At 65.6% G+C, this 14780-nt stretch carries 12 protein-coding genes; 4 read left to right on the forward strand and 8 right to left on the reverse strand.

What is annotated here, in order from left to right:
* A partial coding sequence (locus VNW74_RS07570; protein WP_325676049.1) for an FAD-dependent oxidoreductase occupies window positions 1-113 on the reverse strand: 113 nt, incomplete at its 3' end.
* 101 nt (window positions 114-214) lie between these two features.
* On the opposite strand from VNW74_RS07570, the gene VNW74_RS07575 reads away from it, so the two are divergent.
* Window positions 215-3058, forward strand: coding sequence for an ATP-binding protein (locus VNW74_RS07575; RefSeq protein ID WP_325676050.1), 2844 nt, complete (start codon window positions 215-217; stop codon window positions 3056-3058).
* A 121-nt stretch (window positions 3059-3179) separates the two neighbouring features.
* The gene (locus VNW74_RS07580; protein WP_325675987.1) at window positions 3180-3875 is read left to right on the forward strand and encodes a TetR/AcrR family transcriptional regulator; all 696 of its coding nucleotides are present in this window, start codon (window positions 3180-3182) and stop codon (window positions 3873-3875) included.
* A 5-nt stretch (window positions 3876-3880) separates the two neighbouring features.
* Here the strand turns inward: VNW74_RS07580 and VNW74_RS07585 are convergent, their stop codons facing one another.
* The 5 genes from VNW74_RS07585 to VNW74_RS07605 all read right to left on the reverse strand — a co-directional run bounded on the left by VNW74_RS07585 (window position 3881) and on the right by VNW74_RS07605 (window position 10069).
* Window positions 3881-5401, reverse strand: coding sequence for a class I adenylate-forming enzyme family protein (locus VNW74_RS07585; RefSeq protein ID WP_325675988.1), 1521 nt, complete (start codon window positions 5399-5401; stop codon window positions 3881-3883).
* 165 nt (window positions 5402-5566) lie between these two features.
* A complete protein-coding gene (locus VNW74_RS07590) occupies window positions 5567-7054 on the reverse strand; it encodes an aldehyde dehydrogenase (RefSeq protein ID WP_414686622.1) in 1488 nt (495 codons plus the stop codon).
* Between the two features lie 66 nt (window positions 7055-7120).
* On the reverse strand, window positions 7121-8299 hold the full coding sequence (locus tag VNW74_RS07595) for a thiolase C-terminal domain-containing protein (protein ID WP_325675989.1): 1179 nt from the start codon (window positions 8297-8299) through the stop codon (window positions 7121-7123).
* A 10-nt stretch (window positions 8300-8309) separates the two neighbouring features.
* Window positions 8310-8804, reverse strand: coding sequence for a Zn-ribbon domain-containing OB-fold protein (locus VNW74_RS07600; protein WP_325675990.1), 495 nt, complete (start codon window positions 8802-8804; stop codon window positions 8310-8312).
* A 20-nt stretch (window positions 8805-8824) separates the two neighbouring features.
* Window positions 8825-10069, reverse strand: coding sequence for a cytochrome P450 (locus VNW74_RS07605; RefSeq protein ID WP_325675991.1), 1245 nt, complete (start codon window positions 10067-10069; stop codon window positions 8825-8827).
* Between the two features lie 322 nt (window positions 10070-10391).
* Here VNW74_RS07605 and VNW74_RS07610 point away from each other — a divergent pair, with 322 nt between their 5' ends.
* Both VNW74_RS07610 and VNW74_RS07615 read left to right on the forward strand, forming a co-directional pair.
* Window positions 10392-11555 (forward strand): aromatic ring-hydroxylating oxygenase subunit alpha, encoded by a 1164-nt coding sequence (locus VNW74_RS07610; protein ID WP_414686624.1) that lies wholly within the window; start codon window positions 10392-10394, stop codon window positions 11553-11555.
* Window positions 11552-12358 carry an SDR family oxidoreductase gene (locus VNW74_RS07615; protein ID WP_325675993.1) on the forward strand — a complete coding sequence of 269 codons (807 nt, stop codon included), beginning with the start codon at window positions 11552-11554 and terminating at the stop codon, window positions 12356-12358. The genes VNW74_RS07610 and VNW74_RS07615 overlap by 4 nt, the downstream gene beginning before the upstream one ends.
* Window positions 12359-12574: 216 nt before the next feature.
* Here VNW74_RS07615 and VNW74_RS07620 read toward each other — a convergent pair whose 3' ends face one another.
* Entirely contained in the window at window positions 12575-13288 is a 714-nt protein-coding gene (locus VNW74_RS07620; RefSeq protein WP_325675994.1) for a TetR/AcrR family transcriptional regulator, read from the reverse strand.
* Window positions 13254-14780, reverse strand: coding sequence for a class I adenylate-forming enzyme family protein (locus VNW74_RS07625; RefSeq protein WP_325675995.1), 1527 nt, complete (start codon window positions 14778-14780; stop codon window positions 13254-13256). Before VNW74_RS07625 ends, VNW74_RS07620 begins: the two co-directional genes overlap by 35 nt.

Below are 14780 nucleotides of genomic sequence, written 5' to 3' on the forward strand. Positions count from 1 at the left end.
AGCACCAAAACCCGCTTGCCCGCCTTGGCCAGAAATGCCGCGCAGGTGAGGCCGTTGTGGCCGCCGCCGACGACCACCACGTCATACGTCTTCGATTGCGTGCTCGTACCCATGGCGGCAACGTATCGCCCGCAACGGGCCGCAGTCGCCACCAATCCCGAGGAGGTTTTTCACGGCCCTATGGTGGGTTTTCGGTTAGTGCGATACTGCGCGAATAAAGTCGAGACCCGTTCACCCGCTCGAGCGCGACCGCGAATTGGATGCGTTGCGCTCCGTTATTGGACACGCGCGGGGCGGTCGCGGGCAGGCCTGCGTGATCGAGGGACCCAGCGGTATCGGCAAGACGTACCTCCTGGACGAGGCCGCCACACTAGCGGCCGAGGCCGGTTTCACGGTGCTGCGGGCGCGGGGCAGCGAACTCACTCGGGAGCTCGCCTTCGGTATGGCCGTCGAATTGGTGGAAGCACGGTTAGTGCGTGCCACCGCCGACGAGCGCGCCGAATTGCTCAGTGGCCCGGCGGTGCTCGCCGAAACGATGGTGAGTCGTCGGGTCCAGCCGGCGGAGCACACTGTCACAACGGACGAGTTCACCGTCATTCACGGCTTGTACTGGCTCATGGTCAACCTCTCCAGCCACGGGCCGTTCGCCATGCTCGTCGACGACGCGCAGTGGGCCGATCCCGGCTCACTGAAGTTTTTCGCCTATCTGGGCGAGCGGCTGGAGGATCTGCCGATCGCGCTGCTGACCGCTGTGCGCACCGATGACCCCGAGACCCACTCGGATCTGGTCTCTGCACTCTGGGAGAGCAGTGCGGCACCGTCGATTCGCCCGCCCGAACTCAGTCGGCTGGCGGTCGGGGAGCTGCTCGCAACGGGCCTGGAGTGTCCGGTCGATGACGCCCTGATCGACACCGTGCACCACGAGACGGGTGGGAATCCCTTCTTGGTCAGCGAGGTCATCGCGGAGTTGCGCGACGAGTCAGACATCACCGCGGCCAGCAGGGGTTCGTTGCGAACACCGCACTCGGTGCGACGCCAGATCGCCCGCCGACTGGCGCGTCTGGGACCGGATCCCCGCGAACTGGCGAAGGCTGCGGCCGTGTTGGGCGACGGGGCGTCGCTGGCGGTCGTCACCCGTTTGGCGGCGCTGCGACCCGCCCAGGCGGTCACCGCCGCCGAGCAGCTCGTTGCGGCGCGGGTCTTCGACACCGCCGACCCAGCCTCGTTCGCTCATCCCATGATCCGCTCGGCGACCTACGCCTCTCTAGCGCCCGGGGAGAAACCCGAAGCCCACGCGCGCGCGGCAAAGCTGCTCGCGGCCACCGGATCCGACTCGGAGGTCATCGCGCGCCACCTGCTGGAGGCCACGCCGAGCGAGGAGGCCTGGGTGGCGGGGGTTCTTCATGCGGCCGCCCGTGCGGCCGCACGAAAAGGATCTCCGGCGACCGCGATTCGTTATCTGCGCCGCGCACTGGACACCGCCCCAAACGACTCGGTTTCGCCGCGTCTTCTGATTGACCTCGGTCTCACCGAGGCGGCCGCGGGCCAGACGACGTCGCTGCAGCGCTTCGAGCAGGCATTGCTGCTGATCGACGAGCCGACGGTGCGGGCCGATGCGTTGTATTCGCTGGGGCAAACGCTTTACCGCTACGGCAGGTACGGGGAGGCCGCCGCCGCGTTCCGCTGGGGCGCCGAGCTATTCGAGGACGGCGACCTACAGGTCTTTCGGCGATTCCAGGCATCGTCGATGTGTTCTGAATACTATCTGGCGCCGATGCACCGCCGAGTCGACCCGCTGGGCGCCGCCGAAGTGGCGCCGCCACAGGGTGCCGGTGACAGGGCGATGCTGGCCGCACGGGCACTACACGTGTCGCTGACGGAGCCCCCGGCGTCCAGGGCGGCGAATCTGGCGGGCATGGCCATTGCCGACGGCAGACTTCTGCTCGAACAGACATCGGAATCGCCGGTGGTCAATCTTGTTGTGTTGCCGCTGCTCTACGGTGGCGAGCTAGAGGCGGCGGAAACACATATCGATGCCGTGCTGGCCGACGCACGCAGCCGCGGCGCGTCCTTGGCGTTCGCCGAGGCTGCGTTGATGCGGGCACTGGTGTGCTATGCGGCGGGCCGCGTCAACGATGCGATGGTGGACGCGCAAATCGCGGTCGAGGGGATGAACCGCGGTTGGCACGCCCTGGCTCCGACCGCGCTGGCGACGCTCGTGCATTGCATGATCGAGCGCGGCGAATTGGATCAAGCCGCCGACATGCTGACCCGTGGCGAGCACGAGCTGGCACCCCCGGAAGCGTTGGGAATCAACGCTTGGTTCTACGTCGCGAGGGCGCGGCTTCGACTGTGCCGCCGGGAGATCGCGGCGGCACAGGCAGACCTGGATGCAGCAGTCCAGTCGCTGCGCGACTACGGCATGATCAACCCGGCGGTGCTGCCGTGGCGGCCGCTGGCATGCATGGTTGCCGCTGCCGCGGGCGACACCGAGCGAGCCCGTCAGCTCATCGACTCCGAGATCGAGCTCGCCCGGCGATTCGAAACCCCCATCGCGCTGGGCGCCGCGCTTCGACGGTGCGCGCTCGTGCACGAGCCTTCGGAGGCGCTGGCTACCCTCCGCGAGGCCGTGGCGATCCTCGAGAAAACCGGCGCCCGGCTTGAACTCGCGCGGGCGCTCACTGATCTCGGGGTTCATTTGCGCCGCGCCGGATCGCGGGTGGCTGCGCGTGAGCCGTTGACCAACGCCCTAGATGTCGCGCACCGTGGCGGGGCGACGGCACTGGCAAACCGCGCGCGCGAGGAGCTTGTGGCAGCCGGCGCCCGTCCACGCCGCCCGGCCCGGGTCGGCACCGAATCGCTGACCCCGACCGAGCGGCGGCTCGCTCAGCTCGCCGCATCGGGTCACGACAATCGGAGTATCGCGGAGTTGACGTTCGTCTCACGCAATACCGTTGCGTGGCATCTGCGCAATATCTTCCGCAAGCTCGCAGTAGATTCCCGGGAGGCCCTGGCTGAAGCCTTGGCGGACTCCGGGCCGGGCCAAACCGACGGCTAGGCGACCCTAAGCGACGCAGCCGGGGCAATCTCACGCACTCGTGGGGCGGTTTACCTGTTGGTTTTAGGTTAATGCGGGCTCTATTGCTGCTTTCGAGCCGCCGATAGTCGATACTGTGACTATGCCCCGCCCCTCCAAGCCCCTAATCCGCCGTGACGCCGTCGTGGAAGCGTCGCTGCGCATCATCGATACGGAGGGCCTAGACGCGTTCAGCCTGCCCCGGCTCGCGCGGGAGCTCAATGTGCAGGCGCCGTCGCTCTATCACCACTTTGAGGACAAAGCGGAGATCTTGAGGGCGGTGGCGCGGGCAATCGTGGTCGAGACACGCTTGCCCGACCCCAAGTCGGTGCCCAATTGGATTGAGTGGCTTGTCGCGCTGAGCTTGGCATTTCGTGAATCGATAATGCGCCACCACAATGCTGTGCCGCTGTTACTGCAGTTCATGCCCCGCGATGTGCTGATCCGCAATTACAACGAGTCCGCAATGTATCTGATCGAGATCGGTGTGCCGCTGGAACAAGTGGTGTTGATCCTAGACGGCCTGGACAAGTTGACCCTGGGTGCCGGTATCACCGAGGCGATGCACGGCGACGAGGGGAGAGGCCGCCCATTCGGCAACGCCGATCCAGCCACCGAGCCGGTGTTGGTCGCGGCGGTGGCCGCCAATCAGCGATCCGCCACGGGCGGGTTCGCCGAGGCCATCCGCAGTTTCCTGCGCGGTGCGGCGCCGGGTGTGCCGGAGACGGCGCCGCCCCCGCAGCATTGGGGCAACTTCGGCTCGGCTGCAACGGATCTCGAGGAGTCGACAGTCTCCTAGATGCTTCACCCGGCCGCTTGCGTGTGTTGCATCAGCTCGGGGTGAGCGTCACGGATTTGGCGTCGCGCAATCTTGCCGCTGGCCATCCGAGGTAATGGCGTGGGCTCGACGATGACGTGGCGCGGCACCTTGTAACCGGCGAGATGCGCGCGACAGTGTTCGGTGACTGCCTCTGGTGTCACGTGCTTTTCGGTGTAGATGATCGCCGCGGGTGCCTCACCGAATGTGGCGTCGAACGCTGACACCACGCAAGCCTCGATCACGCCGGGTATCTCGGCGACCACCGCCTCGATCTCCGAAGGGGCGACATTGAAGCCGCCGGTGATGATGATGTCTTTGAGCCGGTCGACAACGCGAATCCCGTGGGCGTCTTTGATCCCGATGTCGCCGCTGTGAAACCAGCCATCGCGCATCGCGGCGGCGTAGGCGTGATCGTTTCGCCAATACCCCGGGGTGATGCCCGGGCCGGAGACGATGATCTCGCCGGGCTCATCGGGATCGCAGTCGCTACCGTCGGGCCGCACGACGCGCAGCCGCGTGAAAACTGTTCCGCGACCGATCGACTCGGGCCGCGCGACGGCCTGATCCTTCGGGTTGATGGTGGAAATCCCGCCCAGTTCCGTCATTCCGTAGGCCTGCTGGACGATCACGCCCTTTTCCAGCCAAGACTTGATCAGCGAAACGGGGGCCGAGGCACCAGCGATCGTCGCCAACTCCAACGCCGACAGGTCAGCCGACTCGAATTCCGGATGGGCCGCCATGCGTTCGTACAAAACGGGAACGCCACAGTGGATTTGGATCCGTTCAGTGGCGAGTCGGTGCAGCGTGGTGGCGGCATCGAAGCCGCGCTCGTAGAAGATCGTCATGCCCCTGATCAACGGGTGCAGGATGTGCCAGAGCAACCCGGGGGCGCCCGACATCGACAGCGTGTAGATGATTCGAGCGCCGGGCCGAAGCGCCGGCTCGGTGATGGCCAGGTCGGCGACAAGGTTGAAGGTGCTGCGGTGGGTAAAGATGACACCTTTTGGGTGTGACGTCGTTCCGCTGGTGTAGACGATTTGGGTGATGTCGTCCGGTTGCGCATCCTCGCGGCGGGGAAGTGGCGGATGCTGTTCGTGGCGCAACGCGACGAAGTCTTCCAGACGCCGCACTTGAGCCGAAGTTCCGTGCACAGCCATCGTGATCCGGTCGCGGTGGGCGTCGTCGGCGAGGACAAGGCAAGGGGTCGAGTCGTCGATCAGATACCGCAACTCCTCGGGGGTGAAGCGGTTGTTCAACGGGACAACGACGGCCCCGAGCTTCAGCGCTCCGATCGCCGAAACGACCCACTCCAGGCTGTTGTCGCCGATGATGCCGACCCGGTCGCCGGGCGCAAGCGCGGCAGCGGTCAGATGCCGGGCGGCATTATCGGTCCACCGGTCCAACGTCTGGTAATCGATGGTGTCGGTGCCGTCGAACACGATGGCCGCGCGTTCCGGGGACTGCCGCGCCCAGTAACTCAAGCCGTCGGTCACCAGTTCGGTCATCGCGTGCGCTCTCCCTTGCGGATTGGGCCACAGCGTCGCGAAAAGCGGTCAACGCCACAGCCGGTGCGGCGTGACCCAGACGCGGTTCTGATCAACATCCGGCTGGCCCGCATATGCGGCCATCCGGAGAAAACCTTATTTCAGTAGATTAGTAGGTGTCAACGATCACCGCTGCGGTGTGGACACGGCGGCGTCCGCGATCGGTGGCCGGTACACCGACTTCAACGCAACGTAGGGTGCCAGGCCCTCGGGCCCCAGTTCACGACCCAGCCCGCTGGCCTTGACACCGCCAAACGGCCCGACCACGTCGAGGGCGTAGTGGTTGATTCCCACCGATCCGGTGCGCATCCGCGCCGCCAGCTCAGCGCCGCGTTGCGGATCGGCCGTCCACACCGTGCCGCCCAGACCGTAGTCGGAGTCATTGGCGATGGCGATGGCTTCGTCGTCGTCGGCGTAGGGCAGCACGCTCAGCACCGGCCCGAAGATCTCTTCACGGGCAATCGTCATGGCGTTGTCGACGTCGGCGAAGACCGTCGGTTCGACGAACCAGCCCAGGGGCTGATCGGCCGGGGAGCCGCCTCCGGTAGTCAGCCGCGCGCCGCTGGCTCGGCCGCTGTCGATGTAGCCGAGCACGCGGGCACGTTGGGCCGCGCTGACCAACGGCCCGATCTGGGTGGCCTTGTCCAGCGGATCGCCGACGTGCAGCCCGCGGACTGTGTCGGTGACCGCATCGACGACCTCGGCGTAGCGTGACCGCGGCGCCAGGATGCGGGTACTGGCATGGCAGGTCTGGCCGTTATTGGGCAGGCAGATGTCGGGCAGCGCGGCGACAAAGGCGTCCAATTCGGCGTCGTCGGTGACGATCGCCGCGGACTTGCCGCCAAGCTCCAGCGTGACCGGCCGTAGCAGCCGCCCGCAGATTTCGCCGATCACCCGTCCGGCGGCGGTCGAGCCGGTGAACGCGACCTTGTCGACCCTGGGATGCGCGACCAGCGCGGCACCGGCCTCGCGGCCGCCGGGGATCACGTTGAGCACTCCGGCGGGCAGGCCGGCCTCGATCGCGGCATCCGCCCACGCGAAGGCGTCCAGTGCTGTCTCCGGCGGCGGTTTGAGCACCACGCTGCAGCCGGCGGCCAGCGCTGGGGCGATCTTCATCGCCGCCAGGCTCATGGGGTAGTTCCACGGGACCACCGCCGCGATCACCCCGACGGGTTCGCGGCGCACGCTGACCTGCGAAAGCGCGCCGGCCCGCACGTCTTCGTCGTCAATGTGTTCGGCCAGTCCGGCGTAGTAGTTCAGCGCGATGGACGGGAAAAAGCCGTTGGCGCCCAGGGAAAGTCGGCGCGGCATACCGTTTTCGCGGCTGACCAGAGCGGCGGTGTCCTTGGCGCGCGCCTGCAGCGACGTCGCCATCGCGCGCATCACCTCAGCGCGCTGGGCCCCCGATGTGGCCCCCCACGGACCGCGCAGCGCCTCTGCTGCGGCGCTCACCGCGGCGTCGACGTCGGCGGTGCCCGCCAATGCCGCGCTGCCCAGCACGTTGCCGGTGGCCGCTTCGAGCACCTCAGTGGTGCCTGTCGGTGCAGACGCGGGCAACCACGCGCCGGCTATGAAGAACGCATCCCTATCCAGGCTGATGTCGCTGATACTCAAGGGCCTAATGCTAGTAGGTTTAGAGGATTGGGGCAATGCGGTCGATTCTGTCGGCAACCGGTGGAGTCAGAGGGTGTCGGCGCTGCCGAACAGGGCGGTGGACACGACCGGGTCGCCGGGGCCGCCGGTCATCAGCGACAGCGCTGCTCCGGGAACCTGATTGGGCGACGTGCCGCGGATCTGGCGGACGGCTTCGTTGACCAGGCTCATCCCGTGGATGAAGCCTTCGGCGAGGTTGCCGCCTGAGGTGTTGATGGGCAGTGTGCCATTGGGCGCGATGAGGTTGTCGAACGTGATGAACTCAGCGGCGTTTTCCAGGGTGCAAAAGCCGTGTTCGATGATCGCTGAGACGCCCATGCCGGTCATGTTCTCGTAGATCTGCGCAACGTCGACATCGCCGGGGTGGCATCCGGTTTCGGACCACAGCCTTTTCGCGACGCCCTGAAAACCCGCCGACCAGTACGGGTTGTGGTTCTCTTCGAGCATTCCCCATCCGCGCGCCGCACCCATCGGCGCGCCGAGCAGGTAGGCCGGCGGCTGGCGCAGATGGGGGGCTTGCTGGGCGGAAACCATGATGCATGCCACCCCAGCGTCGTTTTCGCGCGAGCAGTCGAATAGACGATAGGGCTCTGAGATCCACCGTGATGAACCGTATTTCGATTCGTCGAGCTCGATTCCGCGTCCAACCGCGGCCGGGTTGCGCCGCGCGTGATAGTACGACGCCAGCGCCATGTCCCGCAGTGTGCGCGCCGGTACCCCTTCGGCCTCGATGAGCCGCATCGAGCGCATAGCGCACATCTGCGCGGGTCCGTCTAAACCGTTGACAAGTTGCTGGGCAGCCGTATCGTCCTGGGCGACAGCAACACGCAAGCGTTGTCCGCCGGTTTCTGACATTGCCCGATATACGGCGACCACGTTCGCCTGGCCGGTCACGATTGCCGTCGCGGCCAGCCCTAAAGCCCCCGGGATGCCACCACCGTGGGTCCATACCAGCGCGCCGAACCGGAGCTCTTTGGTGTTGAGCGCGGGCATCATGCGTTGCCCATCGTTACGTTCGGAACCGTAGGACACAAATCCGTCGATATCCGCGGGATCGATCCCGGCGTCTTCGCAAGCCGACACGATAGCTTGCAGCGCAAGCTTGAGGGCGGCCTGTCCGGAGGTCCCGCGCTTGTAGAACGGTGTCTGGCCGATTCCGACGACTGCTGTGGTTCCACGGAGCACCGTGTTGATTGCATTGCTCATAGTGCGGGTCTCACTTTGCGGTCAGTTCCCAACGAATCGCCGCGTATCCCTTGGTTTTTGCCGATGGCGCATCGATGTGTCCGCGAACCGCCGCTCCGATGCCCAATTGCTTTTCGGGGCCGCGCAGCACGCCGACGACCCGGGCGCCCTCGGCGGCCGGAATCTCAGCTAACACCACGACATAGGGCACATCGGGCGTGCGCTCGGCGGTGCGATCGAACGTGTACCAGCAGCGTGTCCAGGCGTAGACGGTGCCGACCGGATCCACGGGTTCCCACAACACCTGCCAGCACCCGCATTGCCCACAGCGGAAGTGTGCCGGCCATATCCATCGCCGGCAGTCCGCGCAACGAGGAAGCTCAAAGATGCCTTCCTCCAATGCTTCCCAATAGCGGTCGTCGGCACAGATCCCGCCGGTGATTCGGTGGGCGTGAAAGTTGTACTGCACGGCCGGTGATTCACCGCCTTCTTGGCTGTCCGACTGGAGTTCCTTCTGCCGGAACAAAATTGGATCGCATGGGCCGGTTATGCTGTCGGTGCCTCAGGGGTGAAGCGAGTGTGCAATTCCAGCACTCCGCGGACTTGCGCGGTGTTCGATATCGACGATCGGTCGGGATCAGGCTCGATATCGGGTAACCGACGTAGCAGCTCCTCGAAGGCAATGCGCAACACAACGCGCGCCAGATGAGAGCCCAGGCACCGATGCGGTCCGGTGCCGAACGACAGGTGGCGGTTCGGTGTGCGGGTCACTTCCATGTTGTCGGGGTTGTCGAACTCTCGTCCGTCGCGGTTGGCGGCGGCGAGGATCACCAACATCTGATCGCCGGCCCGCAGCCGCACGCCGCCCAGTTCGGTGTCGTGCACCACGCTGCGTCCCGCGGAGACGGCGGCCTCCATCCGCAGTACTTCCTCCACTGCCGCGGGTATCAAACTGGGGTCTGCGACCAGCGCCGCCCGCTGCTCCGGGTTCGCCCCCAAATGCATGATGCCCCAGGCCAACGACCCCTGGGTGGTATGGAGGCCGGCGATGAGTAGCAGCATGAAGATGTTGCACAGCTCGTCGTCGGTGAATTGTCGCAGCTCACCGTCGATCTCGATGTCGCTGTTGATGATCGATGCAGTCACGTCGGATGCGTCCGCTGACCCGGTGCGCCGGTCGGCGACCACCGCGGCGAAGTAGCTCATCATCCTGCCGGCCGCTTCGGTCCGGGCGGCCATGGACTCCTCCTCGCTGGCGCCCGGTATGCCGTGCAGCGTGGTGTCGGTGGCCTCGGTGAACATCGGCGCGTCCTGCAGCGGCCAGCCCATCAACGCCAGGAACACCCTCGCCGGCACCTCATGGGCGAATTCGGCGATGTACTCCGCCGACCCGCGCGCGGCGAAACCGTCGATCAACTCGGTCACGATGGCGCGGATCTGGGATTCCAGCGCGTTCATGCGGTTCGGGTTGAAAAGTGGCTGCAGCGCGTGCCGGAACACCGTGTGCACAGGTGGGTCGTACTCGAGGGGGATGAACTTGCCGAAGCCGTGCGGCACCAGGTTGTTCGGATAGCTGGAGAAGCGGGCGGGGTCGCGCAGCACCTCGGCAATCTCGTTGTACCGGGTTACGATCCAATGCCCGCCGTAGTACGGGGAGTAGACCACCGGGCCGACGGCGGCCAACTCCAGAACGTGCTGCTGGAACACGTCTTCCGGCGCGGCCAGTGTGGGATCGTAAACGTCGAAGTCGACGACGAGATCTGCGGGGACTGCGTTGGTGGTGGTGGCCATGACCAAGCTCGCTCCTGCCGTAGCCTTTGTTGCGCTGACCAGGGGGCTGCCCTAATGGCCCGCGTAAAGCGTCCGCGCCTTTGTGCGCGCCGCCGACCGATTGCCGCCGAGGGAGCGGTCAATGCCCATAACTTATGAGTATAGGTAAACTGTGTCAAGCGTCACCGCGGACTCCTCACTGCGGGTCCGCGGCATCGCCTCAACCGGCGGGGAGTACCGCCGTTGGGGTGGTCTTTGTTTGTCGGAGCGAATGGTGTAAACCTAGTGGTAGTAGGTATTGAGATAGCGCGTTGACATGGCGGATCGCAAGGAGGACGCGGCGGTGACACAGTCTTTGACGGCGTCGCAGGGACGCATATGGAAGATGCTCAATCACTTGAAAAATGGCACCACGGACGAATACGAGCAGGTGGTCGCCGTGCAGCCCGGCGAGTTCACCGATCCGGCGATCGCGGCGCGTGAACGCGAATTGGTGTTCGGCAGGGTGCCGTCGATTGTGTGCCACGGCTCCGAGATAGCGCGTCCGGGTGACTTCCTCACCGTGCAGATGCCGCGCAACAAAGTCCTCGTGGTGCGCCAGCGGGACGGCAGCGTGAAGTCGTTCGTCAACCACTGCCGGCACCGCGGTGCGCTGCTTGAGGAGCGGGAGCGCGGTAGCTGTCGACTGTTCTCCTGCGGATACCATCGCTGGTCTTATGATCCCGACGGCTCCCTGCGTACGGTGACGCGCGGGAATACCTTCGGCGACGTGGACCGCGCCCAGCACGGCCTCATCCAGCTGCCCACCCAGGAGCGCCACGGGCTGGTATGGATGGTCGACGAGGCCACCGCGTCCATCGATGTGGCCGAATGGCTGGGCGAAGCCGTCGACGAGATGCTGGCCGGCTACCGGATCGATCGGCTCATCACCTTCCGCAGCGCGGGTTACGACGAGCCGGTTAACTGGAAGATCATGCAGGACGCGTTCATTGACAACTACCACATCCAATACGCGCATCCCAATTCCGCCGGCAAGCACGTATACACCAATGTGCAGACCGTCGAAGACTACGGCCGCCATGCCCGCATGACCACCCCCCGCAAGTCGATCGACCGTGTGCTGGACGACGACCCGTCGGTCGACCTCCTGGCGAAACACGTCATCGACGGGCATTTCCTATTGCCCAACAGCACGTTGCTTCGCCAGACCACCCACTTCGAGTTGTTGACGTTTCGGCCCCATCCCAGCGTGGCCGGCCGGTGCCACATGGAGATGCGGACGCTGGTGCCTACCGTCGAGGACGCCGGGATGGATAAGGCGGATTGGCAACGGCTTTGGGACAAGAATTGGGCCATCCTGCAAGCGGTGCTCTACGACGAAGACTTTCCGCTGCTGCGGGGATCGCAGGGAGCCATGGAAAGCGCGAACGCGGGGCCCATGCTGTTGGGGCGCAATGAATTGGTGAACCACATATTCCGCCGAGAGTTGCATAAGCTCACTTCGTGACGAACGCTGACGGGACTGGCGCCCATAACTCCGCGCATCCGCCTTCGGGCACCCACGACTTGAGCGGTATGACAGTTGTCGTCACCGGGGGCAATAACGGCATCGGCGCCGCGCTCGCTCGGGGTGTGGGGCTTGCCGGGGCCGCGGTGGCGATCTGGGCCCGAAACGACGAGCGCAACCAAGCGATGGTGGCTTCGTTGCGCGCCGACGGCGTTCAAGCCTGGTCGGTGGTCTGCGATGTCGCCGCCGAAGACGATGTCGAGCGGGCGATGGACGCCACCCTACAGCGCTACGGCCGTGTCGACAGCCTGTTCGCCAACGCCGGTATTGCCGACACCACTCCGTATGTGGACACTACCTTGGCCGACTGGCAGCGCGTCTTGCGAACCAATTTGGACGGCAGCTTCCTGACTACGCGCGCGGCCGCACGGCACATGGTCGACAACGGTGCCGGGTCGATCGTCGTGGTGTCGTCGACGGTGTCGCGTTACGGAGCCGCCCGGCAGGCGTCGTACGCCACGACCAAAAGTGGTCTGGTCGGCCTGGGCCGAACCTTGGCCGTGGAGTTGGCCCGCCACGGCGTCCGGGTCAACATCCTGATACCGGGGTGGACCGTCACAGCGATGACCGAGAAGTCGCATGCCAACGCGAAGTTCTTGCAAGCCACAACTGCACGAACTCCACTGCGCCGCTGGGCAACTGCGGATGACTACTACGCCGTCGCAGCGTTTCTGGCGCACCCTGGTCTGACCTTCCACACCGGCAATGAAGTGGTCGTCGACGGCGCCTACAGCGTCTTCTGAACGCCGGACGCGCAGTTGGAAAATTGAAAGGTGGAATCGGCGGTGTCGACGAGCGATAGCGTGCTTGATCTGTTCCGCAGCACGGGTCGCGTCGCAGTCGTTACCGGTGCGGGTCCAGCTATATCACCGGCTCCACCATCGCCGTCGACGGTGGCACCTCGGGTCATTGACGTCGGTGGACGCGGCCAGCACGGTTCACGCCGCCTGAAGTGCCGCTCAGGCGGCAGGCATAAACGCAGGCAGCACAAACGTTTTCAGTAGTAGTCGGGTGCTTGGATCGTCGGCGCTGGCAACATCGCGGTTCCCCAGCAAAATAAATTGCACCACCGCCAGCCACTCGCCGACCGCCATTACGTCCAAGTCCGAACGGATTTCGCCGCGTTGGGCTGCCCGGCGGAGCACTGGCGCCCACATCTCGGCCGTCAATTCGGCGGCGAGTGCGGATCCGTTGACGATTGAGCTTGTCACATCGAGGTATTCGGGGCCAACCAGAGTCCGCACGATCGGGTCCCTGCGGCCGTGGTCGATAAGATACAACAGCCCTTCGACGAGTTGTTCAGGGAACGACTCGAACCCGAAGATGTAGTCGCGGGCTCGGTCGAACAGCATCCGCGCGCGCCGCTCGATCAACGCGCCCAACAGGTTATCGCGGTCGCCGAAATAGCGGTACACGGTGGGCCGGGAGACGCCGGCTTGCTTGCCGATGTCGTCCATCGTGGTCTTCGAGACGCCGTAGCGCGCAATCACGATCTCGGCAGCGGCCAAGATCTGCCGACGTGCCTCAGTGGCGTCGCCGCTGAGAACGCTGCTATTGGTGTGCCGCCCGATCCTGCCCTGCGGGGCGTGGCTGCGCGATGCTGCCGGCGGTGACAGCGCGCCCGCGTTGGGCCCGGCCTCACCTCGCGCGGGTAAATCGTTGGCCGATGTCATGGTATTCCTCTCGGACGGCCCGTTTGGCGATCTTGCCGCTGGGCTGCCGGGGCAGTGGCTCCGACCGCAGCACCACGTAGCGCGGCACCTTGTAGTCGGCCAGCAGTTGTTCGCAGTGCGCGATTACGGCGGCCTCGTCGAGGCCCTGGGCTTCGGGCGCTACCGTGATGATCGCTGCGGGAGTCTCGCCGAAGCGCGGGTCGGCCGCGGCGATGACCGCGACCTCGGCCACGCCGTCAAGGCTTGCGATGGCCGCCTCCAACTCCACCGGTGAGATGTTGATTCCGCCGGAAATGATCAGGTCTTTGATGCGGTCGAGAAAGGTGATGCGCCCCTGTGCGTCGCGTGTTCCGACATCCCCGCTGTGTAGCCAGCCGTCACGAATCGCGGTGGCGGTGGACTCCGGATCGTCCCAATACCCCGGGGTGACCCCGGGGCCGCGCACCACGATCTCGCCGTGCTGACCCGGTGGGGCCGGCGAGCCATCGTCGGCCATCACCGCCACTTCGGTGAAGATCGAGCCGATGCCGCACGAGTCGGGGTGGGCCAGCGCGTCGGCCTTCTGCGTGGCGGTGGCGACGCCTCCGGCCTCGGTCATTCCGTAGATCTGGCGCAGCAACACCCCTTTGTCGGCCCAGCGCTTCAGGAGGTCGGTCGGCACGGCGGCGCCGCCGACGATCGCGGTCTGCAGCGAGCTCAGGTCGGCATCTTCGAATTCATCCGCGCGAGAGAGAGACTCGAAGATCAGCGGGACTCCGAAGATCGCGCGCACCGAGTGCTGTTGGATCAGGTTGACCGCGCGGGACGGATTGAGTTCCGGCTCGACGACCAGGGTTCCGCCCAGCACCGTGGTGATCAGCAGTCCGTACACCAGGCCCGGGGTGAATGCCAGCGGCAACACCAGCAACGTTACCGTGCCCGGCCGGAAACCCTCCTCGGTCAGGGTGTTCTCCAGCACGATGGCCAGCAAGGTGTTGCTGGTCAGGACGACACCTTTGGACAGGCCGGTGGACCCGCTGGTGAAGATCACCGCGATCGGCTCCTCGCCGGCACGGTCGACGCGGAAATCGTCGGGATCACCGGTCCGCTCCGCGTCGACGCTGTCAAAAGACAGCACCGCGAATTCGCGGCCGGCTTGGCGTGCCTCGTGTGCGATCGCGGTATGGGAGGGCGCGGCGATCAACATGCTTAGCCCGGCGTCGTCGGCGATCTTGCGGACCTCGCCGGGCTTCAGGCGGGCATTGAAGGGCACCAGCACCGCCCCGGCCTTCATGATCGCCAGCGCCGCCACCGGCCACTGAAGTGCGTTGGGCGCCAGCAGGCCGACGCGGTCACCGGGCTTTACGCCATCATCGGCCAGCCGCCGGGCCAACCGCCCGGACCAGTCGTGCAGTTGCCGATAGCTGAGCTGGTCGGATCCGAGGAGGATCGCGGGCTCGCCGCCCTTGGTTCGTGCCCACCAGTGCAGTGCGGATCCGACGGTCGCGGCCAT

The sequence above is a fragment of the Mycobacterium sp. genome (assembly GCF_035570115.1).
Taxonomy (GTDB): domain Bacteria; phylum Actinomycetota; class Actinomycetes; order Mycobacteriales; family Mycobacteriaceae; genus Mycobacterium.

What these genes read in the sequence shown, in the direction of transcription:
- VNW74_RS07625 (WP_325675995.1), bottom strand. Translation starts at nt 14,780, where the DNA reads ATGGCCGCGACCGTCGGATCCGCACTGCACTGGTGGGCACGAACCAAG.
- VNW74_RS07585 (WP_325675988.1), bottom strand. Translation starts at nt 5,401, where the DNA reads ATGACCGAACTGGTGACCGACGGCTTGAGTTACTGGGCGCGGCAGTCC.
- VNW74_RS07605 (WP_325675991.1), bottom strand. Translation starts at nt 10,069, where the DNA reads ATGGCCACCACCACCAACGCAGTCCCCGCAGATCTCGTCGTCGACTTC.
- VNW74_RS07595 (WP_325675989.1), bottom strand. Translation starts at nt 8,299, where the DNA reads ATGAGCAATGCAATCAACACGGTGCTCCGTGGAACCACAGCAGTCGTC.
- VNW74_RS07620 (WP_325675994.1), bottom strand. Translation starts at nt 13,288, where the DNA reads ATGACATCGGCCAACGATTTACCCGCGCGAGGTGAGGCCGGGCCCAAC.
- VNW74_RS07580 (WP_325675987.1), top strand. Translation starts at nt 3,180, where the DNA reads ATGCCCCGCCCCTCCAAGCCCCTAATCCGCCGTGACGCCGTCGTGGAA.